Below are 20,835 nucleotides of genomic sequence, written 5' to 3' on the forward strand. Positions count from 1 at the left end.
TTCGCCGGCAGGGCCATGTCCTTGCCGGCGACCGTCAACCGCCCACGAAGGCCGCGAGGTTGTCGAGCGTCGAGCGGCAACCTTCCTCATTGTCTTCGAGGCGAATTCCAGAGGGGATGTTGTCGCAGACCATCGTCACATCGGTGCCTCCATCTGCAGGCGACAATATCGTGGTCACGGTCATCTCGCCGGAAAAGCCCTCGTCCTCGGAATCGAAGGCCGTGGCCCAAACGATTCGTTCGTCCGGCACGAGCTTGGCAAAGTGGCCTTCGAACCTGTCGGTCTTGTCGGAGCTCTTGCCCGGCTGCGATGTCTCGCCATCGGGATAGACGAGCGACATGCTGAAGGCGCCGCCTTCCCTGCCCTCGAAGGCATGGACGATGCCCTTCATCGAACCGGGCGGAAGCCAGGTGGCGACGGCATCTGCATCGAGGAAGGCGCGGTAGATGCGCTGGCGTGGTGCTGCGATGAAGCGTGAGACGGTGGTGCTGCGTCCGGTGTTCATGCCGGCGAGATAGCGCAAGCACGGATGTTATCCAGATCGTGCCAGAGCAATTCCAGCAAAAGTGCGCAGCGGTTTTGCGTCCGGAATTGCGTGAAAACAAAGAGATAGAGCATTTCCGTTACTCGAAGAAAACGGAAATGCTCTAACCGCGCGATCTGGTGTTGGTATTCGTCAGACGAGACGGCTTTGTTCCGTCGCCGCTTCGATGAAGCTCGCAAACAGCGGATGCGGATCGAGAGGCCGGCTCTTCAGTTCCGGGTGGTACTGCACGCCGATGAACCAGGGATGGTCGGGATATTCGATCGTCTCCGGCAGCACGCCGTCCGGCGACATGCCGGAGAAGACGAGACCGCAGTTTTCGAGCCGATCCTTGTAGTCGACATTGACCTCGTAGCGGTGGCGGTGACGCTCGGAAATATCGGTGGAACCGTAGATATCCGAGATCTTCGTGCCCTTCTTCAGCGACGCCTTGTAGGCTCCGAGGCGCATCGTGCCGCCGAGATCCCCGGCTGCCGTGCGCTTCTGCAATTCGTTGCCCTTGACCCATTCGGTCATCAGGCCGACCACGGGTTCTTTCGTCGCGCCGAATTCTGTCGAGGAGGCACCAGCCACGTCGGCGAGATTGCGCGCCGCCTCGATGACCGCCATCTGCATGCCGAAGCAGATGCCGAAATACGGCACCTTGCGCTCGCGAGCAAAGCGGGCAGCGTGGATCTTGCCTTCGGAACCGCGTTCACCGAAGCCGCCGGGCACAAGGATTCCATGCACTTTTTCGAGATAGGGCGCCGGGTCTTCCTTTTCGAAGACCTCGGATTCGATCCATTCGAGGTTGACCTTGACGCGATTGGCGATGCCGCCGTGATGCAGAGCCTCGATCAGCGACTTATAGGCGTCCTTGAGGCCGGTATATTTGCCGACGATCGCGATCGTCACCTCGCCCTCCGGCGTGCGGATGCGATTGCAGACCTCTTCCCACTGGTCGAGCCGTGGCTTCGGCGCCGGCTCGATGCCGAAGGCGGCAAGGACTTCGTCGTCCAGACCTTCCTTGTGGTAGGCTATCGGCACATCATAGATGTTGGCGACGTCGAGCGCCTGGATAACGGCGGACGGGCGAACGTTGCAGAACAGCGAGAGCTTCCGGCGTTCGGCTTCCGGAATTTCGCGGTCGGCGCGCACTAGCAGGATATCGGGATGAATGCCGAGTGCCTGCAGTTCCTTGACCGAATGCTGCGTCGGCTTGGTCTTGAGCTCACCGGCCGCCGGAATATAGGGCATCAGCGTCAGGTGGACGTAGACGGCGGTGCCGCGCGGCAGGTCGTTGCCGAGCTGGCGGATCGCCTCCATGAACGGCATCGCCTCGATGTCGCCGACCGTGCCGCCGATCTCGCAGATGACGAAATCGTAGTCGTCATTGCCCTCGACAACAAAATCCTTGATCTCGTTGGTGACGTGCGGAATGACCTGCACCGTCGCGCCGAGATAGTCGCCGCGCCGTTCCTTGTCGATGATGTTCTTGTAGATGCGGCCAGTGGTGATGTTGTCGGTCTTGGTCGCCGAACGCCCCGTGAAGCGTTCATAGTGACCGAGATCGAGATCGGTTTCCGCGCCGTCGTCGGTGACGAAGACCTCGCCGTGCTGGGTCGGGCTCATCGTGCCCGGGTCCACGTTCAGATAGGGGTCGAGCTTGCGAAGCCGAACCCGATATCCACGGGCCTGCAGCAACGCTCCGAGAGCCGCGGCCGCAATTCCTTTTCCGAGAGAGGAAACCACGCCGCCAGTGATGAATACGTATCGCGCCATGGGATTCACCGGATACCTTTTCAAAAACGATTCCACCAGCCCAAAAATTCTTTTCCGGAACTTTCGGAGCGTGGCGTGGGAATCTGAACAAAAGAAAACCGGCAGACCCTAGGGCCTGCCGGCGGTTTATGTCGAAGACCGGCTTACTGTCCCGTCGGGACGCCGGAAGGCTGAGCCGGTGCCGGCGCGGCCGGAGTTGCGGGCGTTGCCGGAGCCGTCGTCGCCGGGGCAGTCGTAGCAGGTGCGGTGGCCGCGGGGGCCTGAGTTGCCGGAGCCGCAGTTGCCGGAGCTTGAGCGGCGGGAGCCTGCGGTGCGGGCGTCGCTGCCCCGCTGCTCGGAACGCCGTTGCCGGCCGGCTGATTTGCCGGAGCCTGCGCGCCGCCGAGCGAATCGAGAATGCCGTTGCCCTGGCCGCCTGTTGCCGGAATGCGGTCGAGAATATCGCTCGGACGGCCCTCGTAACGCGTCAGTATGCCGAGGCCGAGCGAGGTCAGGAAGAACAGGGTCGCAAGGATCGCGGTGGTGCGCGTCAGCGCATTGGCCGTGCCGCGGGCCGACATGAAGCCCGAACCGCCGCCGATACCGAGGCCGCCGCCTTCAGAGCGCTGGATGAGCACGACGCCAACAAGGGCGAGCACGATCATAAGATGGATGACAATCAATACTGTCTGCATGGGTCCAGTCCTGCCCGCCTGAAGACGGACATAAATAAGAATTCTGGCGGCTCTTTACATGAGGCTTTCATCTATTCCAAGCCCTTCGGCCCGGAATATGCCCTGGGATAAACGAATAAACCCAGGAATAAACAATGCCTCAGGCGAGCAGCGCCTCATAGGCCCGGTAGATGGCGAGGAAGTCGGCCGCTTTCAAGCTCGCCCCGCCGATCAGCGCGCCGTCGACATTGGCGATGCCCATCAGCTCATGGGCATTGGCCGGCTTGACCGAGCCGCCGTATAGAAGACGCATCTTGCGGCCTTCATCGCCGAAGCGGGCCACAAGCTCTGCCCGCATAAAGGCATGCGCCTTTTCGACATCACCTGATGTCGGCGTCACACCGGTGCCGATCGCCCAGATCGGCTCGTAGGCGATGACGGTATTTTCGGCCGTCGCGCCATCGGGAACGGAGGCGGAAAGCTGGCGTTTGATGACGTCGAGCGCCTGGCCTGTCCGACGTTCATCCGCCGTCTCGCCGATGCAGATGATCGCCGTCAGCTCTGCGGCGAAGGCCGCTTCCGCCTTGGCGCGCACCAGATGATCGGTTTCGGCATGGTCGGTGCGCCGCTCGGAGTGACCGACGATGACATAGGTGCCGAAACAATCGGCAATCATCTCGGCCGAGATGTCGCCGGTATGTGCACCGGACGGATTCTGATGGCAGTCCTGAGCGCCGATCGCCAACGGGCTGTCGGTGCACAGCGCCGTCGCCACGTAGAGCAGCGTCGCCGGCGGGCAGATCAGCGCTTGGACCTTGTCGGCCAGCGGCGGGCGAACACCCTCGGCGATCGCCTTGATCTGATCCAGGGAGGCACGCATGCCATTCATTTTCCAGTTTCCCGCCACAAGCGGGCGCACATCAGGTGTCATGCTGGCCTTCCACAATCTGCTTATGCCTTGGGCAATATCAAAAGCTTGCAGCAAAGAAAAGCATCACGCCCTTGACGTAAAGGGAATCTCTGCGATCCCGCGCATATTTCTGCCGAATATCGTCCGCTCAAGCGCCGCGCGTCTTTCAAGACACGCAAAGGTAGTATTTCTGCATTCATGCATCGTGCTATTCCGAAAAATGGTCTCCGATTTTCCGTCAGAAGCGCTAGCCGGCAAGCATCCAGTTCACCACTCTGCGCCAGTCGATCATCCGGATCGGCGTCCCGTGATTGCCGGTCTCAAACAGCGTGAAACGCGTCGGATATTTTGCTTTGTGCAGGCTTTCGAACAGTGCCTGCTGGTCGGAGGCGGCATAGACCGGGTCGCGGCTACCATGGGCGAACCAGAGCGGCAGCTTCGCCCTATAGAAGGCGCTCTTGATGAAATCCGGATCGGTGACCCCGCTCATGATCAGCATGCCCTTCAGCCGTTTGACGCTGTCACCATCGCGCGCAATGCCCCAGCAGACCTGGCTGCCCATCGAGGCACAGGAAAGGACGATCGGCCGGCCGGGCGATCGCGCGTTGGCATAGCGGATCAGGCCGGCGATCGCCGCAACGCCGCTGCTGTCGAAGCTTTTGACGGTCGGCGAATAATAAACGCCGCCATTGCCGGCGACGAGGTTCTTCAGCCGGTTGAAATTGCCGCCGAAGCTGTAATCGTTGGCGCCGAGCCGCCGGTCACCGTCGCGCCCATGGATGAAAATCACCGTGAAAGCGGCACTCTGAGCCGGTCCCACCCTGGTGACATCAAGCTTGATGCCGTCGAGAGACAGCGTCTCGTCCGCCTGGGCCTTGCGGATGCCGAGCGCCACATATTTCTGCTGCACCCGCTTTTGCGGGATCTGGTCGCGGCCGTTGATATCGCGCATCTCGTCATAGTCGATGACCTCGAAGGCGCCGTCATCGCCTGTCTGCAGCACGGTCTGCTTCGAAAACAGATCGTCCTTGAAGGGCGCTAACACATCGGCTGCCTGTGCCGGGCCAACAGCGGAGAGCATGGCCGCAGACAAGAAAAACGCCGCAATTGCGGTGATGATGGTGCAATGACTTGTGGACATTCGCATTCGGATGGTTCCTGAAGCCTGCCGCCGCTTGCCATTCCGCGCCCGGCAACGCAAATCATTTGGGAAAAGCCCGCCAAAACTGGCGGTGTCGCGTATAGAGGTGCTTTCTGGCAAAATCTGCCTGATTCGCAAACGTGGCATGAAATGCGGTGATTTTGGGTCGGCGGCGGATGCCCGCCCCAGCCAGACCCAAGACAGGATGAAGATCTGAACGGCTCCATGGACGATAGCAACGACCTCTTTTCCGGAATGCCCCTCTCTGAAAAACGCGAGGAGGCGCAGAAGCCTGCCGCTCCGACCGAGCGGCCGCCGGTGACGGCTGCGCCCGCCGCCGCCGCAGCACCTCCTGCCGGAGCCTCCGCGCGCCCGGCGCCCGCCGCGTCGAACTCCGATGACTACGGCGCCTCGTCGATCCGCGTCCTCGAAGGCCTCGAGCCGGTGCGCATGCGCCCGGGCATGTATATCGGCGGCACCGATGAAAAGGCGCTGCACCATCTGTTTGCCGAAGTCATCGACAATGCGATGGATGAGGCGGTCGCCGGACACGCCAATTTCATCGAGGTTTATCTCGACCTCGAGGGTTATCTCACCGTCTCCGACAACGGCCGCGGCATCCCGGTCGAGAACCATCCGCAGGTGCCGGGCAAGTCGACGCTCGAAGTCATCATGACCAAGCTGCATGCCGGCGGCAAATTCGACGGCAAGGCCTACGAGACCTCGGGCGGCCTGCACGGCGTCGGCGTTTCGGTCGTCAACGCGCTCTCCGACGACCTCGAGGTCGAGGTAGCGCGAAACCGCAAGCTCTACCGCCAGCGCTTCTCCCGCGGCCTGCCGCAGGGCGGGCTCGAAGAGTTGGGCGACGTCCACAATCGCCGCGGCACCCGGGTGCGCTTCCATCCAGACCCCCAGATCTTTGGGGATCACATGAAGTTCGATGCCGCCCGCGTCTTCCGCATGGCGCGCTCGAAAGCCTATCTCTTCGGCGGCGTCGAAATCCGCTGGAGCTGCGAGGCGGGCGTGCTGCCCGAAGGCTCCGAGGTCCCTGACAAGGCCGTCTTCCACTTCCCCGGCGGCCTGAAGGACTATCTCCAGGCGACGATGGGCAAGGAGTTCACCGTCACCCGCGAGATCTTTGCCGGCAAGACTGAGAAGACCAGCGGCCATGGCTCGATGGAATGGGCGATCACCTGGTATGGCGGCGATCCGCAGGTACATTCCTATTGCAACACCATCCCGACCCCCGAAGGTGGCACACATGAGGCGGGGCTGCGCATCGCGCTGACCAAGGGCCTGAAAGCCTATGCCGAACTGACGCAGAACAAGCGTGCCGCTCAGATCACCACCGACGATGTGATGATCTCGGCCGTCGGCATGCTGTCGGTCTTCATCCGTGAGCCGGAATTCGTCGGCCAGACCAAGGACAAGCTCGCAACTGTCGAGGCCCAGCGCATCGTCGAGAACGCGCTGCGCGATCCCTTCGACCATTACCTTGCGGACAATCCGAACGAGTCGGCCAAGCTGCTCGACTGGGTGATCGAGCGCGCCGAAGAGCGCCTGCGCCGCCGCAAGGAAAAGGAAGTCAACCGTAAGACGGCGGTGCGCAAGCTGCGCCTGCCCGGCAAGCTCGCCGATTGCTCGCAGAACACCGCCGAAGGCGCCGAACTCTTCATCGTCGAGGGCGATTCGGCAGGTGGTTCGGCCAAGCAGGCGCGCAACCGCGCCAACCAGGCCATTCTGCCGCTGCGCGGAAAGATCCTCAACGTTGCCAGCGCCGGCCGCGAAAAACTCGGCGCCAACCAGCAGCTCGCCGATCTCATCCAGGCGCTCGGCTGCGGCACGCGCTCGAAATACCGCGACGAAGACCTGCGCTACGAACGCATCATCGTCATGACCGATGCCGACGTCGACGGCGCCCATATCGCCTCGCTGCTCATCACCTTCTTCTATCAGGAGATGCCGGAGCTGGTGCGTGGCGGCCATCTCTTCCTCGCCGTGCCGCCGCTTTACAAGATCACCCAAGGGTCGAAATCTGCCTATGCCCGCGACGACAATCATCGCGCCGAGCTGATGCAGACGGAGTTCAAGGGCAAGGCCAAGGTCGAGATCAGCCGTTTCAAAGGTCTCGGCGAGATGATGCCCGCCCAGCTCAAGGAAACCACCATGGATCCGTCCAAGCGCACCCTGCTCAAGGTGCTGATCGACGAGGTGGATTTCGAAGGCACCCGCAGCGCTGTCGACGATCTGATGGGCACCAAACCGGAAGCCCGCTTCCGCTTCATCCAGGATCGCGCGGCCTTCGCCGAGAACCTCGATATTTAATGCGTCGCCACGCATTTTAGCATCGACGATTTCACGGAACTGACGAAGAACCGTAACAACTCCGTCAAACAACCGGCGCATGAAGCGGTCGGCGCGCCTTTCCCTTGAGGGAACGGCGGCGCCGATTCGAACCGTTTTCAAACCCCTTGCCGGATATTTGTCATGACCAAGCGTTTTCTCGCGGCTGCCGCTTTTGTTCTCCTGTCCAGCACCGTCAGCGCCACCGATATCGGCGCCACCTTCGAGACCGCCTGCCCCTTCGGTGATTGCGCCGCCGGCATTTCGCTCTCCTATCTCGGTGAATTCGTCATCCCCACCGGTCACATGGAAAACGGCGTCGAATTCGGCGGCATTTCCGGCCTCGATTTCGATTCCGCCACCGGCCACTATCTCGCCATCAGCGACGACCGCTCGGAAAGAGGCCCGGCCCGCTTCTACGAACTCAACGTCGATGTCGACGCGTCCGGTCTCAAGGGCGTTTCGGTCGTCAAGCAGGTGACGCTGAAGGACAAGAACGGCGCACCCTTCGCCGCCAGGACCGTCGATCCGGAATCGATCCGCCTCGGCAAGGACGGCATCTATTGGGGCAGTGAAGGCGACGGCAAGGCGCTGCTTGCGCCCTTCGTCCGTGTCGCTTCGCCGGACGGCTCCTTCGTCCGCGAATTTAAGCTGCCGGAGGGCTTTGCGCCGACCGCGGACAAGTCGACCGGTATCCGCGACAACCTCGCCTTCGAAGATCTCGCCGTCGCGCCCTCCGGCGATGTTTTCGTCGGTGTCGAAGCCGCCCTCTATCAGGACGGCCCGAACCCTTCGCTGACGTCAGGCAGCCTGTCGCGCATCGTCCGCTACGACGGCGCCACCGGCGAGCCGAAGGCCGAGTACGTCTATCCGGTCTCGCCGATCCCGCAGGCCGCCACCAAGGCCGACGGCGGCAACGACAACGGCATGTCGGAGATGCTTGCCCTCGACGATCACCGCCTGCTCGCCGTCGAGCGGAGTTATGCCCAGGGCTTCGGCAACAGCATCAAGATCATGATGATGGATCTGACTGATGCCACCGATGTATCCGCCATCGCGTCCCTCGCCAAAAACGACCAGCGTGTCGTTCCCGCCCGGAAGAGCCAGGTCCTTGATTTGAGGGCGATCGGCCTTGTTCCCGACAATATCGAGGCCATGTCGCTGGGGAAGGCCAAGGACGGCACCGACGTCCTCATTCTCGGCTCCGACAACAATTTCTCGACCAGCCAGAAGACGCAATTCTACGCCTTCAAGATTCTGCGCCGCCCGCAGCAGTAAGACGCCCGGGTCTGAGCGTCGAATAGCGACGCTTTGTATACGCTTTCATGGTGCGGACCTTGAAACCGCCGGGTTGATGGCCCATAACCAGAGTACAAGAAAAAGAAGAGGCGCGCGTGGGTGTGTTCGACCGTCAGAAAAGCAATCATGAGCCGCGATGGCTCGGATCATCGGCGCAGACGCGCACGCCGCTGATTCCCTCCATTTCGGCGGCGCGCTGGCTGCTGGTCCTGGTCGTCGCTGCCGGCGTCTATTTCTTCTACGGCTTCCTCGTGCCGGTGCTCGCAGCCCTCGTCATCGGCTTTGCCAGCTGGCCGCTCTACCGCAAGCTTCTTGCCCGCGTCGGCGGCAATACGACGATCGCCGCGACCATCGCCATCATCATGATCATCACTTTCCTGGTCATCCCGATCGGGCTTGCTGTGACCTATACGACCGGCGAAGTACGCACCTGGGTCACCTGGGCAATCCACGCCAACCGCGCCGGCGCCCCGACACCCGACTGGATCGTCGCGCTGCCTTGGGCAGGCGCCTACCTCGATGAAGTCTGGACAAAATATATCGGCAGTCCCGGCGCCTTGGGCGAAGTCATCCAGGCAGTCAGCGGCGCCAATATCGGCAACATCTATCGTGCCGTGCTTGCGGCCGGCGGCGGCGCCTTCCACCTGCTGCTGACGCTGCTCTTCATGCTGATCGCGCTATTCTTCGTCTATCGCGACGGTTTCTCCTTCTCCAAGCAAATCGACATGCTGGGCGAGCGTATCCTGCCGAACCGCTGGGAGCGCATTTCCCGCGTCGTGCCGGCGACGATCAGCTCCACCGTCATGGGCATGACGTTGATCGCGATCGGCGAAGGCATTGTGCTCGGCCTTGCCTACTGGATTGCCGGCGTGCCCTCGCCGGTGACGCTCGGCGTTTTGACGGGCGTGATGGCGCTGATACCGGGCGGTGCGCCGCTCTCCTTCACGCTGGTCTCCATCTATCTGCTGGCGAGCGGCTCGCATGTCGCCGGCATCGGTCTCTTCGTCTGGGGGACGGTCGAGCTCTTCATCGTCGACAAGACGCTGCGGCCGAAACTCGTCGGCGGTCCGATCAAGCTGCCCTTCCTGCCGACCTTCTTCGGCCTCGTCGGCGGTGTCAAAACGATGGGTTTCCTCGGGCTCTTCATCGGCCCGGTGCTGATGGCGCTGATCGTCGCCATCTGGCGTGAATGGATCCACGAGGCCCGCAGCGCCGACAAGAGCGAAACGGGGCCGCAGATCATCATCGACGAACCGGCCCCACCGCCGGTACCGCGAGTCGCCGAAGGCTGAACATACCTTCGCAGACGGGGCTACCCCAGCCGCTTTTCCATGAACAGGCTGAGCGGGTCCGGCAGGTAGGCGCCGAAAGGCTCTATTTCCCGATATCCGTATTTGCGATAGAGCGCGATCGCCTCGGGTTGGTAGATGCCGGTTTCGAGCCGGATCGCCGTCAGCCCCTTTTTTTCTGCGATTGCTTCGAGCGCATTCATCAGGCTGCTGGCGATCCTCAGCCCCCTTGCCTCGGGATCGACGAACATGCGCTTGATCTCCGCCGTGCCGTCGCCGGCCTCGACCAGCGCGCAGCAGCCGACGATCGCATCGTCGCGGCGCGCGACGAGGAAGCTCACCGAAGGTTTCTCCAGCACGGACAGGTCGACCAGGTGGTTGCTTTCCGCGGGATAGAGCGATTGCGCATAGGCATCGGAAAGATCGAGAAGGCGAATGACGCCCTCCTGGCGCGGTTGCTCCAGGGCGATGGTCACGGACATGCTGACTTCCTCTGCTGGCGCGGGGCACAATTTTTCCCGACATGACGAAGAGTTAATGCCGTTGCCTTCATTCGGTTGGAATTGCACCCTCTAAGACGATGAGGTGCTCAATAATCAAGGAAGCAGAATATGCAAGCGGTGCTGATCGCGATGACCATTCTCGGCTGCGACGATTCGATCAGCCAGTGCAATTATGTCGCGACGGTCGATAAACGCTGGGAAACAGTTGCCGCCTGCGATGCGGAAGCCGAACGACGCCTGAAGACCTATGTCAATGTCAACTATCCCTCGGTGATCGCGGTGTGCGAGGCGCCGAAAGCCATCGCCGCCGCCGAGCCGCCGAAGCCGGCGCCCGTGCCTGCCGCTGCGCCCGAGGTCGCTGTCGCAGCGCCCGAGGAACCGGCAGGAAGGATCGCCGGTTTTGCTGAAGGCATCGCCGGGCAGGTCCGCGCCCATCTGCCCTCAGGCAAAAGCGTCAGGGACACACTCACCAAACCCGTGCACTTCGTATCCGCCAGCTATTCCTGGGTGGTGACGCGGCTCGCTGATTAGGCGGCCGCAAGCGCCGCGTAGACGCGGGCCGATTGTCGCTGCTCGTTAACATGCAGCTTTTCCACCAGGTCGAGCAGTTCGCCGATCGCGCCATGCGCATCATGATGGCGGAATTTTTCGAGAAGACGGCCGCAGACATTGCCGAGCACGCTGCCCGGCGCTTTTCTGGCGGCGTCGCGCCACAGCATCGTCGCCTCGACAAAGATCACGCTGATATTCCTCGGCAGGCCGGCGGACTCGTAGAGCGCACGCACGGCATGCATACGCCCGGTTGCCAGGATCGAACGCACCCGGCGCTCGCTGCACGCGGTCAGATCGACGATCGCGCCGGCGAAGAAGTCCACCTTGCCGGCGCAGAGCGCATGCATCAGGAAGGATGGCGTCAGCCGGCCGTTGAGGCGCAGATGCTGGACGAGGTCGGGGATTTCGCGCGGGGCAATATCGCCGGCGATCGAGACAATGGCAGCCTCGGTCGCCTCGCGGCTGATGCGCTGGAGCCGCTGCAGGCCGATCGCCGCCTGCACCAGCGGCAGCCCGATCAGCGCATTGCTGACATGCTGGGTGAGCAACTGGCGGGCATCGGCCGGAAGGTCGCTTCGGTCGAGAAGCAGGTTGCGGATATCGCAGCAGTCCCCGAGCCGTTCGGCGATGCGCTTCAACGACAGGCTGGAGATCACCGCGCCGTCATTCTCGAGCAGGCAGAGGAGTTCTTCCTCGTCGCCGACCTCCGCAAGCGCGGCGGAGACCGGGCGCGTCACATGCGCCCTCGCCGCGATCAGCATGCGGGTCGCGCCATTGCCGCGCGCGGCAAGGTCGACCAGATCAGCGTCGCTCAAAAGTGGCGAACAGGTCACCGCATGGCAGGCAACCTCGGGCTGGTCTTCGGCAAGCGAAAGGATCAGGCTGCGCGGCGCATCGGGCGACCAGGCGATCGCCTCGGCAAGCGCAAGCCGCACACGTGGCGACGGATCGTCGAGAAGAAAGGTCATCGCCATTTCGGCCGCCGCCCGCTCGTCCGCAGACATTTCGGACTGCAGATAGGCGCGCCCGAGTGCGTTTGCGGCCCGGGCCCGGTCACCGGTCTTGGCCGTTTCGATCCAACGAAGGAAAGCTTCTACGATCACGCGACGCCCCAGCACTTGAACGCGATTCCCTCGCGCTCCATTCAATGCTGCGACCGTAGCGGCAAAAGGTTTAAGATTGGTTCACCATGCTTCTTAAGGCTTTGGACACCTTGCCGGTTCGGCTCAGCCTTGCTGCGTCTTCGGCCGGACCATCTCGAAAACTTCGCTGCCTTCGCTGTAATCCATGTAGCCCATGCGGGCCAAAGGTCGGGCGATCGACATGTCGAGGCGGCCATCCCTGACGATCGCTTCATCGATACGGATGCCGACCACTTCGCCGAAGACCAGGACGTTTTCGGACGGTTCCCCCGACAGCGTCTTCGGCTCGATGATCTCCGTGACCTTGCATTCGAGCACCGCGAAAGCCTCGCCGACATAGGGCGCGTCGATCAGTTCGGCCGGCTTCGCCGTCAAGCCGGCGAAATCGAATTCGCTGTCGCCGTAGGGCAGCGCCGCCGAGGAGAGATTCATCTTCTCGGCGAGATCGCGGCTGACGAAATTGCAGGTGAAGACGCCGGTCTCGGCCGCGTTGCGCTGGCTGTGCTTGCGTCCGGCCGAAGAAAACATCACCAGCTTCGGCCGGTCGGCAACGGCATTGAAGAACGAATAGGGCGCGAGATTGATCGAGCCATCCCTGCCCTTGCTGCCGATCCAGCCGATCGGGCGCGGCGACACGATCGCCTTGAACGGATCATGCGCGAGCCCGTGCCGATTGCTCTCGGTGGTGTAGAACATCAGTCGTCTCCGCCGACCCAGGTCACAGTATCGGCAAGTTCCGGCCGCGGCCGCTCAATTGCCGGAAATGTGGTCGAGCCGATATGGATGAAGCCCGCCACCTTTTCATCCGGACCGACGCCGAGCAGCGGATAGGCGCGCTCGTCATAGGCGAACCACTCCGTCAGCCAGTTGGCGACATAACCATTGGCGTTGGCGGCGAGAATGACGTTGAAGCAAAGCGCGCCGGCCGACATCAGCTGCTCCCATTCCGGGATCTTGATATGCGGTCCTGCCTTGCTGACGACGGCGACGACCACGGGCGCGCGGGTGAAACGGCTGCGCTCGACCTGGATCATCTCTTCGGAAAGTTCGGGCTTTGTCTGAAGTGCCAGCGTCAGAAGCTCCTCGCCGAGACGCACGCGCTGCTCTCCGCGATAGACGATGAACCGCCAGGGGGCGATCTTGCCGTGATCGGGAACACGCGAGGCGAGACGCAGGATCTCCTCGATCTCGGCCTTCTCGGGGCCCGGTTCGCACATCTGGAAAGCGGGGATGGAGCGGCGCACGGCGAGGTAGTCGATCAGCTTGATATCGGATTTCATGCGGGAGAGGCTCTCATTATTTATGCTGCTGCAAAGGGTGGGTCTTGAATTTGCCATCGCGTTGGTCTTGAAGTGGCCTTTGCGATTTCAGAAGTCAATCGGTTCACGAAACAGATGTTTGGCATTTTGCCTTTTGCACGCATCGGCCTTGCCATTGCCCTGATCATACTGACGCCCTTCGGCGCCAGCGCTCAGGATGCCTTCAAGGGATTCAAACAGCTTGAATCGACGCCGAAGATGCCGAAGCTCGATGCCTTCATCGCGCCCGGTGCGGCGCCCGAAGGGGTCAAGCTGCGCGACGTCCCGATGGAGGCCAAGCTGACGGCGGACGGCACGCCGGTTGAGGAAGGCCTCTCCTGGTACGTCTTCAGCCCGATCGCCGGATCCGACGGCAAGCTGCCGCTGATCGCCAGCGCCAAGGGCGGGCCCGCCGCCTTCCAGCTCGCTCCGGGCGATTATTTCGTCAACGTCTCCTTCGGCCGCGCCGGCGTCACCAAAAAACTGACCGTGCCCGCTGAAGGCGAGGTCGACAAGCAGGTGATGGTGCTCGATGCCGGCGGCCTGCTGCTCAATGCCGTCTCCGGCACCGATGCCCGCATCCGCCCCGACCAGTTGAGCTTCTCGATCTATTCCTCGGAAGTGCGCGACGATGGCGAGCGCGGCCTCGTCATGGCCGATGTCTCGCCGAATACCGTTGTCCGCCTCAATGCCGGCACCTACCACATCGTTTCCGAATATGGCAGCGTCAACGCCGTGATCCGCGCCGACATCCAGGTCGAGGCCGGCAAGCTGACCGAAGCGACGATCCAGCATCGCGCCGCGCAGATCACCTTCAAGCTGGTCTCCGACGCCGGTGGCGAGGCGATCGCCGATACCGCATGGTCGATCCTGACGGCGGCCGGCGACAGCGTCGGCGAAAGCGTCAGCGCCTTCCCCACCATGGTTCTCGCCGAAGGCGGATATTCCGCCGTCGCCCGCAACAAGGACAAGATCTATCAGCGCGATTTCACCGTCGTCGCCGGCAGGAACACCGATGTCGAGGTCCTGATGAAGGACCAGCAGCCGCAGCCTCCGGCGGATGCTGCCCGCACGGTGCAGCAGGTGCCTGTGGGCACACCGACACCGCCGGGTGTCCAGCCGGCTCCGGTGGCGCCGCTGCCGTCCTACGAACAGCTCGTGCCGCAGGGCGGCGACGACACCAGCCTCGATTGATTTTACCGCGCGCGGTTTCGGCTCAGCCGAGACGTTTGGAAGGCGCGCTTCGGCGGCGCCATCGTGAGGACGGCCTCGTTATCGCGACTTAGAATCCCCCGGCCGTACAATCAGCAGGTTTCATCATTGGTATGGGGAGATTCGTTGAAGCGCCGCTCGGCCTCGGGCGAAGCGCAGACCGGATTTCCGACAGCGCCGAGCCTGGCGCTGTCGGATCCCTGCTATTCAGGCCGCCTTGGCTTTTTTTGCTTCGGCCTTGCGACGAATGTCGGGCGGTGTCGCTTCGAGGGCAAGGCTCTCGACGGCGGCGTCTAGCCCCATCGAAACCTGTTCCTGGCTGCCGAGGCGGCGGATATTGACCGTGCGCTCCTCGGCCTCCTTCCTGCCGCAGACGATGATGACAGGAACCTTGGTGACCGAATGTTCGCGGACCTTGTAGTTGATCTTCTCGTTGCGGAAGTCGGTTTCGACGTTGAGACCGGCCTCGCGCAGCGCCTCGGCCACTTCAAGCCCGTAGGCGTCGGCTTCCGAGGTGATCGTTGCGACCACCACCTGAAGCGGCGATACCCAAAGCGGCATGTGGCCGGCGAAGTTCTCGATCAGGATGCCGAGGAAGCGCTCCATCGAGCCGCAGATGGCGCGGTGGATCATCACCGGCTGCGTCTTTTCGGAGTTGCTGTCGATATAGAAGGCGCCGAAGCGTTCCGGCAGGTTGAAGTCGACCTGCGTCGTGCCGCACTGCCATTCGCGGCCGATCGCATCCTTCAGCGTATATTCGAACTTCGGCCCGTAGAAGGCGCCCTCGCCCGGCAGAATGCCGGTCTTGATGTTGTTCGACTGCTGCTGGATCGTCTCCAGCACGCCCATCATCACGTTTTCGGCGCGGTCCCAGAGTTCGTCCGAACCGACGCGCTTGTCCGGCCGGGTCGAAAGTTTGATGGTGACTTCGTCGAAGCCGAAATCCTTATAGACCGAAAGGATCAGGTCGTTGATCTTCAGGCATTCGGCGGCCATCTGCTCGTCGGTGCAGAAGATATGCGCATCGTCCTGCGTGAAACCGCGCACGCGCATCAGCCCGTGCAGCGCGCCCGACGGTTCGTAGCGATGGACATTGCCGAATTCGGCAAGCCGGATCGGCAGCTCGCGGTAGGATTTCAGCCCGTGCTTGAAGATCTGGATATGGCCGGGGCAGTTCATCGGCTTCAGCGCAAAGACGCGGTCGTCGTCGGTGTCGTCGCCGGCAACCGTCACCTTGAACATGTTATCGCGGTACCAGCCCCAGTGACCGGAGGTTTCCCACAGCGATTTGTCGAGCACCTGCGGCGCATTGACTTCCTGATAGTCGCCAGCAAGCCGGCGGCGCATATAAGCGACCAGCGTCTGGAAGACGCGCCAGCCCTTGCCGTGCCAGAAGACGACGCCAGGACCCTCTTCCTGGAAATGGAAGAGATCCATCTCGCGGCCGAGGCGGCGGTGATCGCGCTTTTCAGCTTCGGCAAGCATATGCAGGTAGTTGTCGAGTTCCGACTGCTCGGCGAAGGCCGTGCCGTAGATGCGGCTCAGCATCGGATTGTTGCTGTCGCCGCGCCAATAGGCACCGGCCACCTTCAAGAGCTTGAAGGCTGAGCCGATCTGGCCGGTCGAGGCCATGTGCGGGCCGCGGCAAAGGTCGAACCAGTCGCCCTGATAATAGATCTTGAGATCCTGCCCTTCCGGGATCGCGTCGACGAGTTCGACCTTGTACTGCTCGCCCTTGTCGGCGAAGACCTGTTTAGCCTTCTCGCGCGACCAGACCTGCTTGGTGAAGGCGGCGTTGCGGGCGATGATTTCCTTCATCTTCTTTTCGATCTTCGGCAGATCGTCGAGTGTGAAGGGCTCGTTCTTTGCGAAGTCGTAATAGAAGCCGTTTTCAATGACCGGACCGATCGTCACCTGGGTGCCAGGCCAGAGTTCCTGCACCGCTTCGGCCATGACATGCGCCGCGTCGTGGCGGATGAGTTCCAGCGCGCGCTCGTCATTGCGGGTGATGATCTCGATCCTGCCCGTCGCCACGGGATCGGAAAGGTCGCGCACGGTGCCGTCGATTGCAACGGCGACTGCCTTCTTGGCGAGCGACTTGGAAATGGATTCGGCGACATCCCGGCCGGTTGCGCCAGCATCGTAGCTGCGCACGGAACCATCGGGAAATGTCAGGGAAATAGCTTGGGACATCGAAATTCTCCTTGTCCAGTCCCGCCAACGAATGCGGGTGGTTGAAACGAAAGCGCCTCCGCGGAGCTGAATGCGCCGCCGCCTGATAGCCAGATTTGCTGCGTGAGTAAAGACGAAGCCGGCCTACATGATCATTTCGGTGAGGCCGCGCACGGTGTTCCAGTTGCGCATCGTACCGACGCCAAGCTGCTTGGTCGTCAGCGCCGAAAGCAGCTTGGATTGGCTCGGCTTGCCGGCGAAATCGATCCAGAGATCGCCGCCGACGACGGCGATGCGCTGTCCCTCCCTCATCAGCGGCTTCAGCGCCTCCACCTTCTTCGGGTCGACCGGCAGGCGCATCACCCGGACGATCACCTGGTCGCCGTTGCCGTCCTTGAAGGGATTGGTGCTGCAAAGCGCCATCCAGGTGCAGTCGCTGCGCACGATGATATCGACATGTTTGCCGAACTTTTCTTCAAAGCCCTCTTCCAGGGTTACTTCGAGTTCGTGCGGCCGCATATCGTCGGCCTCGAAGACGAGATTGCCTGTGGAAACCAGCGTGCGCGGCTCGCGATAGCCGAGCTCCTCGGCAAGGGCGCGCAAATCCTGCATGATGACGCGGCGATCGGGCGTCAGGACAATGCTGTGCAGAAGGGCGATGAAGGTGCTCATGGCACGCGCCCTCTCTTGCGTCCGAGGGTGAAATAGCGCCACGGGGTCCACCAGCGGAAGCCGTCGCCGAGTATCTCCGGCACCTGGTCGAGGCCACTGGTGCCGCCCGGGCCGCAGCGGCCGACGCGAAACAGCGTCATCCAGCCGCCGGCCCAGAGGCCGTGGCGGGCGATCGACTCGTAGCCATATTCGGAGCAGGTCGGGATATGGCGGCAGGAATTGCCGACAAAGCCGGACAGCGTCAGCTGGTAGAGGCGGATGAGACCCATGCCGAGCAGGCGGTCGGGAGTTTTGCGGAAAGGACCGGTGTAATTGCGGGAAGTGCGTGCGGCCTTTTCACGCGGCTTGTCCGATCCGGCGGCGCCACCGTCGTCCTCATCGTCAGCCTGCTGGGCGCAGAACTCGCACATGTTAGTTACGCCTCGACAACTTCCGCCCGTTTCGCCTCGATCTGCCCGATCGCGTCAACGACCGCATCGAAGGTCAGCATCGTCGAAGCATGGCGCGCCTTGTAGTCCCGCACCGGCTGGAGATAACGCATGTCCTCGAAGCGTCCATGGGGCCCCGCTCCATCCGCCTTCAACATGGCGAGCATGTCCTGGCGTGCCTGGAGCAATTCCCCCGATGTGGCGCCGACCACATGGCGGGCCATGATCGAGGACGAGGCCTGGCCGAGCGCGCAGGCCTTCACCTCATGGGCAAAACCGGTCACGGTATCGCCGTCCATCTTCAGCCAGATCCGCACCTTCGAGCCGCAGAGCTTGGAATAGGCCTGGGCGGTCGCATCCGCATCATCAAGCGTGCCGGTCAACGGAATATTGCCGGCGAATTCGAGGATTTTGCTGTTGTAGATATCGTCCATGCTGGATTTCCGCTCCAAAATCACTGCGGATCGGCCTTTATGGGGGCGTTATTGTCATCAAAACAAAAAACACACCGTGTCGTCTGAGGATACTTACATACGATGGCCGTCTTCCTATATGTATGTCGTTCGAAGGCCATGAAAATGCAATGGCCTCGTGTAAGTTTGATTGGGAAACCGTGCCGGACGGGCTGAACTTGCCCTGAAAGCCCCGGAGCCTGCCAAAGGTGCATGAATTCCCGCATGGGATTGACCAGTGGCGATTCCGACAGATGGGTCCGCGGTGCGGACCAGGAGACCATTGTTCATGGACGCCATCGTAAAGAATTTTCCGCAGACGAACCGCGACTCGGATCGCCCCTCCCAGCAAGAGGCGGAGGAAGCCGTTCGCGTTCTGCTGCGCTGGGCCGGTGATGACCCGACGCGTGAAGGCCTGCTCGAAACGCCGGCCCGCGTCGTCAAATCGTACCGCGAACTCTTTTCCGGTTACGACATGGCGGCGGAAGACGTGCTCGGCCGCACCTTCGAGGAGGTCGCCGGTTACGACGATATGGTCCTCGTCAAGGACATTCCGTTTTACTCGCATTGCGAACACCACATGGTGCCGATCATCGGCAAGGCTCACGTCGCCTACATGCCGGACGGGCGTGTGCTCGGCCTGTCGAAGATTGCCCGTGTCGTTGAGATCTATGGCCGCCGCCTGCAGACGCAAGAAACGATGACCGCGCAGATCGCCCGGGCAATCGACGATACGCTTAATCCGCGCGGTGTCGCCGTATTGATCGAGGCCGAACATATGTGCATGGCGATGCGCGGCGTTCAGAAGCAGGGCTCGACCACGTTGACGACGACGTTTACGGGAACGTTCAAGACCGAGCCGGCCGATCAGGCCCGTTTCATGACTATGGTGCGGAGCCGCTGATACCGGCTCCCTCAGGAGGGCCGCGATGAGTCAACTGATCTTCAATCAACCATCCGAGGACAAGTCGGCGTTGGAAGACGCCGGCGATTTCACGCCCCGTTTCGACGACCGCGGCCTGATCACCGCGATCGTCACCGATGCTGGCGATGGCGAGTTGCTGATGGTGGCGCATATGAATGCCCAGGCATTGGCGCTGACCATCCAGACCGGCACGGCGCATTATTTCAGCCGTTCGCGCGGCAAGCTCTGGAAGAAGGGCGAGACCTCCGGCAATCTCCAGACGGTGAAGGAAATCCGCACCGACTGCGATCAGGACGCCATCTGGCTGAAGGTCGAGGTCGCCGGCCACGACGCCACCTGTCACACCGGCCGCCGCTCCTGTTTCTACCGGACGATCACGCTTCGGGACGGAAAGCCGATGCTTGATATCGTTGACGACGAGCTTCAATTCGATCCGCAGGATGTCTACGGAAAATAGCCCGAATTTCCCGGTACTTGCTCCTTATTGCGCCAGAAACCGCTTCTATATACCATTTGGAAACTGATCGGGCACACTATCGGAAATCACGTGTTCTGCTGGGAGGGGAGAGCGCCATGTTGAGCTGGAGTCTGCATCGTCAAAGCTCTGAAGGCGAGGGTTCTGGTTCCGGCATGTCGACCACGCTCGATATGCTCCCGCCTCCGGCGCCTCAAAAGAAAATCAAGATTGCGCTCGCGCTCGGCGGCGGAGCTGCCCGCGGCTGGGCCCATATCGGTGTGCTGCGCGCACTCGACGAGGCTAAAGTCGAGATCGGCATGATTGCCGGCACCTCTATCGGCGCGCTGGTCGGCGGCTGCTATCTCGCCGGCAAACTCGATGAACTCGAAAGCTTCGCGCGCTCGCTGACGATGCGCCGTATCGCAAGTCTCCTCGACCTCACCATCGGCGGCAGCGGTCTGTTCGGCGGCATGCGGCTGACCAAGCGCATGCAGGAACATCTCGAGGGCCTGAACGTCGAGGATCTCGACCGGCCGTTCGTCGCGGTCGCGGCCGAGGTCAATACCGGCCATGAGGTCTGGATTGCCAATGGTTCGCTGATTACGGCGCTGCGCGCCTCCTATGCCCTGCCCGGCATTTTCGAGCCGGTGCGCAGCAATCATCGCACGCTGGTCGACGGGGCGCTGGTCAATCCCGTCCCCGTCTCCGTCTGCCGCGCCTACGAGCAGCCGCTCGTCGTCGCCGTCAATCTCAATTACGATCTCTACGGCCGCTCGGCCGTCGTCCGGCACAATGCCAGCCTCTCTCCGCAGGAAGTGCAGAAGCAGGAAGAGGCGCCCTATGCGCGCCTCGGTATGACCGGCGTCATGGTGCAGGCCTTCAACATTATCCAGGATAGGATCGCCCGCGCCCGCCTTGCCGGCGACCCGCCGGATATTTCGCTGCAGCCGCGTCTCAGCTATATCGGCCTTTCCGAATTCCACCGGGCTGGCGAAGCGATCGAACGCGGCTACGAGGAAGCCAGGGCCCGGCTCCCCGAGATCAAGCGCATGCAGGAAGTCTACGCCAGCCACCCCTGATGC

General features: G+C 62.1%; 22 protein-coding genes. 9 read left to right on the forward strand and 13 right to left on the reverse strand.

The window, feature by feature from the left end; all coding sequences use genetic code 11:
• Positions 1-34 precede the first annotated feature (34 nt).
• From U5G49_RS10255 to U5G49_RS10275, 5 genes are all read right to left on the reverse strand, one after another.
• Positions 35-505 carry an SRPBCC family protein gene (locus U5G49_RS10255; protein WP_193442472.1) on the reverse strand — a complete coding sequence of 157 codons (471 nt, stop codon included), beginning with the start codon at positions 503-505 and terminating at the stop codon, positions 35-37.
• A gap of 171 nt (positions 506-676) precedes the next feature.
• Complete coding sequence (locus tag U5G49_RS10260; RefSeq protein ID WP_065277541.1) at positions 677-2,305, reverse strand: CTP synthase; 1,629 nt, start codon at positions 2,303-2,305, stop codon at positions 677-679.
• A gap of 143 nt (positions 2,306-2,448) precedes the next feature.
• Entirely contained in the window at positions 2,449-2,979 is a 531-nt protein-coding gene (gene secG, locus U5G49_RS10265) for a preprotein translocase subunit SecG (protein WP_065277540.1), read from the reverse strand.
• A gap of 139 nt (positions 2,980-3,118) precedes the next feature.
• The gene (gene tpiA / locus U5G49_RS10270; RefSeq protein WP_026230509.1) at positions 3,119-3,889 is read right to left on the reverse strand and encodes a triose-phosphate isomerase; all 771 of its coding nucleotides are present in this window, start codon (positions 3,887-3,889) and stop codon (positions 3,119-3,121) included.
• A gap of 226 nt (positions 3,890-4,115) precedes the next feature.
• Positions 4,116-5,015 (reverse strand): alpha/beta hydrolase, encoded by a 900-nt coding sequence (locus U5G49_RS10275; RefSeq protein WP_193442296.1) that lies wholly within the window; start codon positions 5,013-5,015, stop codon positions 4,116-4,118.
• A gap of 4 nt (positions 5,016-5,019) precedes the next feature.
• Between U5G49_RS10275 and U5G49_RS10280 the strand changes: the two genes are divergently transcribed.
• From U5G49_RS10280 to U5G49_RS10295, 4 genes are all read left to right on the forward strand, one after another.
• Complete coding sequence (locus tag U5G49_RS10280; protein WP_193442298.1) at positions 5,020-5,226, forward strand: hypothetical protein; 207 nt, start codon at positions 5,020-5,022, stop codon at positions 5,224-5,226.
• Positions 5,227-5,234: 8 nt separating this feature from the next.
• Positions 5,235-7,334 carry a DNA topoisomerase IV subunit B gene (gene parE, locus U5G49_RS10285; protein ID WP_193442300.1) on the forward strand — a complete coding sequence of 700 codons (2,100 nt, stop codon included), beginning with the start codon at positions 5,235-5,237 and terminating at the stop codon, positions 7,332-7,334.
• A gap of 162 nt (positions 7,335-7,496) precedes the next feature.
• Complete coding sequence (locus tag U5G49_RS10290) at positions 7,497-8,630, forward strand: esterase-like activity of phytase family protein (RefSeq protein WP_193442302.1); 1,134 nt, start codon at positions 7,497-7,499, stop codon at positions 8,628-8,630.
• Positions 8,631-8,746: 116 nt separating this feature from the next.
• Positions 8,747-9,943, forward strand: a complete 1,197-nt coding sequence (locus U5G49_RS10295) for an AI-2E family transporter (RefSeq protein ID WP_018242106.1) — start codon at positions 8,747-8,749, stop codon at positions 9,941-9,943.
• A 20-nt stretch (positions 9,944-9,963) separates the two neighbouring features.
• Here U5G49_RS10295 and U5G49_RS10300 read toward each other — a convergent pair whose 3' ends face one another.
• Positions 9,964-10,422: a GNAT family N-acetyltransferase gene (locus U5G49_RS10300; protein ID WP_193442304.1), complete on the reverse strand. Its 459-nt coding sequence runs from the start codon at positions 10,420-10,422 to the stop codon at positions 9,964-9,966.
• Positions 10,423-10,551: 129 nt separating this feature from the next.
• Between U5G49_RS10300 and U5G49_RS10305 the strand changes: the two genes are divergently transcribed.
• Positions 10,552-10,974, forward strand: a complete 423-nt coding sequence (locus tag U5G49_RS10305; RefSeq protein WP_028733738.1) for a hypothetical protein — start codon at positions 10,552-10,554, stop codon at positions 10,972-10,974.
• Here U5G49_RS10305 and U5G49_RS10310 read toward each other — a convergent pair.
• From U5G49_RS10310 to U5G49_RS10320, 3 genes are all read right to left on the reverse strand, one after another.
• Positions 10,971-12,113: a DUF2336 domain-containing protein gene (locus U5G49_RS10310; RefSeq protein ID WP_026230507.1), complete on the reverse strand. Its 1,143-nt coding sequence runs from the start codon at positions 12,111-12,113 to the stop codon at positions 10,971-10,973. The two genes, U5G49_RS10305 and U5G49_RS10310, sit on opposite strands and share 4 nt — an antisense overlap.
• A 108-nt stretch (positions 12,114-12,221) precedes the next feature.
• Complete coding sequence (locus tag U5G49_RS10315; RefSeq protein ID WP_193442306.1) at positions 12,222-12,833, reverse strand: flavin reductase family protein; 612 nt, start codon at positions 12,831-12,833, stop codon at positions 12,222-12,224.
• On the reverse strand, positions 12,833-13,417 hold the full coding sequence (locus U5G49_RS10320) for a nitroreductase family protein (RefSeq protein ID WP_018242111.1): 585 nt from the start codon (positions 13,415-13,417) through the stop codon (positions 12,833-12,835). The genes U5G49_RS10315 and U5G49_RS10320 overlap by 1 nt, the downstream gene beginning before the upstream one ends.
• 114 nt (positions 13,418-13,531) lie before the next feature.
• Between U5G49_RS10320 and U5G49_RS10325 the strand changes: the two genes are divergently transcribed.
• Positions 13,532-14,629: a hypothetical protein gene (locus U5G49_RS10325; RefSeq protein ID WP_193442308.1), complete on the forward strand. Its 1,098-nt coding sequence runs from the start codon at positions 13,532-13,534 to the stop codon at positions 14,627-14,629.
• Positions 14,630-14,854: 225 nt separating this feature from the next.
• Here U5G49_RS10325 and thrS read toward each other — a convergent pair whose 3' ends face one another.
• The 4 genes from thrS to U5G49_RS10345 form a co-directional block, all read right to left on the reverse strand.
• The gene (gene thrS / locus U5G49_RS10330) at positions 14,855-16,840 is read right to left on the reverse strand and encodes a threonine--tRNA ligase (protein ID WP_193442310.1); all 1,986 of its coding nucleotides are present in this window, start codon (positions 16,838-16,840) and stop codon (positions 14,855-14,857) included.
• A 123-nt stretch (positions 16,841-16,963) separates the two neighbouring features.
• Positions 16,964-17,491 (reverse strand): DUF1697 domain-containing protein, encoded by a 528-nt coding sequence (locus U5G49_RS10335; protein WP_193442312.1) that lies wholly within the window; start codon positions 17,489-17,491, stop codon positions 16,964-16,966.
• A complete protein-coding gene (gene yidD / locus U5G49_RS10340) occupies positions 17,488-17,901 on the reverse strand; it encodes a membrane protein insertion efficiency factor YidD (RefSeq protein WP_018445266.1) in 414 nt (137 codons plus the stop codon). The genes U5G49_RS10335 and yidD overlap by 4 nt, the downstream gene beginning before the upstream one ends.
• Positions 17,902-17,906: 5 nt before the next feature.
• Positions 17,907-18,353: an iron-sulfur cluster assembly scaffold protein gene (locus U5G49_RS10345; protein WP_193442314.1), complete on the reverse strand. Its 447-nt coding sequence runs from the start codon at positions 18,351-18,353 to the stop codon at positions 17,907-17,909.
• Positions 18,354-18,660: 307 nt separating this feature from the next.
• Between U5G49_RS10345 and folE the strand changes: the two genes are divergently transcribed.
• The 3 genes from folE (at position 18,661) to U5G49_RS10360 (ending at position 20,832) form a co-directional block, all read left to right on the forward strand.
• Positions 18,661-19,275 carry a GTP cyclohydrolase I FolE gene (gene folE, locus U5G49_RS10350; protein WP_017960561.1) on the forward strand — a complete coding sequence of 205 codons (615 nt, stop codon included), beginning with the start codon at positions 18,661-18,663 and terminating at the stop codon, positions 19,273-19,275.
• A gap of 25 nt (positions 19,276-19,300) precedes the next feature.
• The gene (gene hisI / locus U5G49_RS10355; protein ID WP_028733744.1) at positions 19,301-19,753 is read left to right on the forward strand and encodes a phosphoribosyl-AMP cyclohydrolase; all 453 of its coding nucleotides are present in this window, start codon (positions 19,301-19,303) and stop codon (positions 19,751-19,753) included.
• A gap of 116 nt (positions 19,754-19,869) precedes the next feature.
• Entirely contained in the window at positions 19,870-20,832 is a 963-nt protein-coding gene (locus U5G49_RS10360; RefSeq protein ID WP_018242118.1) for a patatin-like phospholipase family protein, read from the forward strand.
• Positions 20,833-20,835: the final 3 nt, after the last annotated feature.

Origin of the sequence: Rhizobium indigoferae (assembly GCF_034554815.1) — a bacterium.
GTDB classification, from domain to species: domain Bacteria; phylum Pseudomonadota; class Alphaproteobacteria; order Rhizobiales; family Rhizobiaceae; genus Rhizobium; species Rhizobium leguminosarum.

Excerpts from the sequence above, each read along its gene's own strand:
- parE (WP_193442300.1), top strand. The coding sequence starts at position 5,235 with ATGGACGATAGCAACGACCTCTTTTCCGGAATGCCCCTCTCTGAAAAA.
- U5G49_RS10275 (WP_193442296.1), bottom strand. The coding sequence starts at position 5,015 with ATGCGAATGTCCACAAGTCATTGCACCATCATCACCGCAATTGCGGCG.
- U5G49_RS10280 (WP_193442298.1), top strand. The coding sequence starts at position 5,020 with ATGGTTCCTGAAGCCTGCCGCCGCTTGCCATTCCGCGCCCGGCAACGC.
- thrS (WP_193442310.1), bottom strand. The coding sequence starts at position 16,840 with ATGTCCCAAGCTATTTCCCTGACATTTCCCGATGGTTCCGTGCGCAGC.
- tpiA (WP_026230509.1), bottom strand. The coding sequence starts at position 3,889 with ATGACACCTGATGTGCGCCCGCTTGTGGCGGGAAACTGGAAAATGAAT.
- U5G49_RS10315 (WP_193442306.1), bottom strand. The coding sequence starts at position 12,833 with ATGTTCTACACCACCGAGAGCAATCGGCACGGGCTCGCGCATGATCCG.
- U5G49_RS10325 (WP_193442308.1), top strand. The coding sequence starts at position 13,532 with ATGTTTGGCATTTTGCCTTTTGCACGCATCGGCCTTGCCATTGCCCTG.
- hisI (WP_028733744.1), top strand. The coding sequence starts at position 19,301 with ATGAGTCAACTGATCTTCAATCAACCATCCGAGGACAAGTCGGCGTTG.
- U5G49_RS10305 (WP_028733738.1), top strand. The coding sequence starts at position 10,552 with ATGCAAGCGGTGCTGATCGCGATGACCATTCTCGGCTGCGACGATTCG.
- U5G49_RS10260 (WP_065277541.1), bottom strand. The coding sequence starts at position 2,305 with ATGGCGCGATACGTATTCATCACTGGCGGCGTGGTTTCCTCTCTCGGA.
- yidD (WP_018445266.1), bottom strand. The coding sequence starts at position 17,901 with ATGTGCGAGTTCTGCGCCCAGCAGGCTGACGATGAGGACGACGGTGGC.
- folE (WP_017960561.1), top strand. The coding sequence starts at position 18,661 with ATGGACGCCATCGTAAAGAATTTTCCGCAGACGAACCGCGACTCGGAT.
- U5G49_RS10300 (WP_193442304.1), bottom strand. The coding sequence starts at position 10,422 with ATGTCCGTGACCATCGCCCTGGAGCAACCGCGCCAGGAGGGCGTCATT.
- U5G49_RS10290 (WP_193442302.1), top strand. The coding sequence starts at position 7,497 with ATGACCAAGCGTTTTCTCGCGGCTGCCGCTTTTGTTCTCCTGTCCAGC.
- secG (WP_065277540.1), bottom strand. The coding sequence starts at position 2,979 with ATGCAGACAGTATTGATTGTCATCCATCTTATGATCGTGCTCGCCCTT.
- U5G49_RS10345 (WP_193442314.1), bottom strand. The coding sequence starts at position 18,353 with ATGGACGATATCTACAACAGCAAAATCCTCGAATTCGCCGGCAATATT.
- U5G49_RS10335 (WP_193442312.1), bottom strand. The coding sequence starts at position 17,491 with ATGAGCACCTTCATCGCCCTTCTGCACAGCATTGTCCTGACGCCCGAT.
- U5G49_RS10255 (WP_193442472.1), bottom strand. The coding sequence starts at position 505 with ATGAACACCGGACGCAGCACCACCGTCTCACGCTTCATCGCAGCACCA.
- U5G49_RS10360 (WP_018242118.1), top strand. The coding sequence starts at position 19,870 with ATGTTGAGCTGGAGTCTGCATCGTCAAAGCTCTGAAGGCGAGGGTTCT.
- U5G49_RS10320 (WP_018242111.1), bottom strand. The coding sequence starts at position 13,417 with ATGAAATCCGATATCAAGCTGATCGACTACCTCGCCGTGCGCCGCTCC.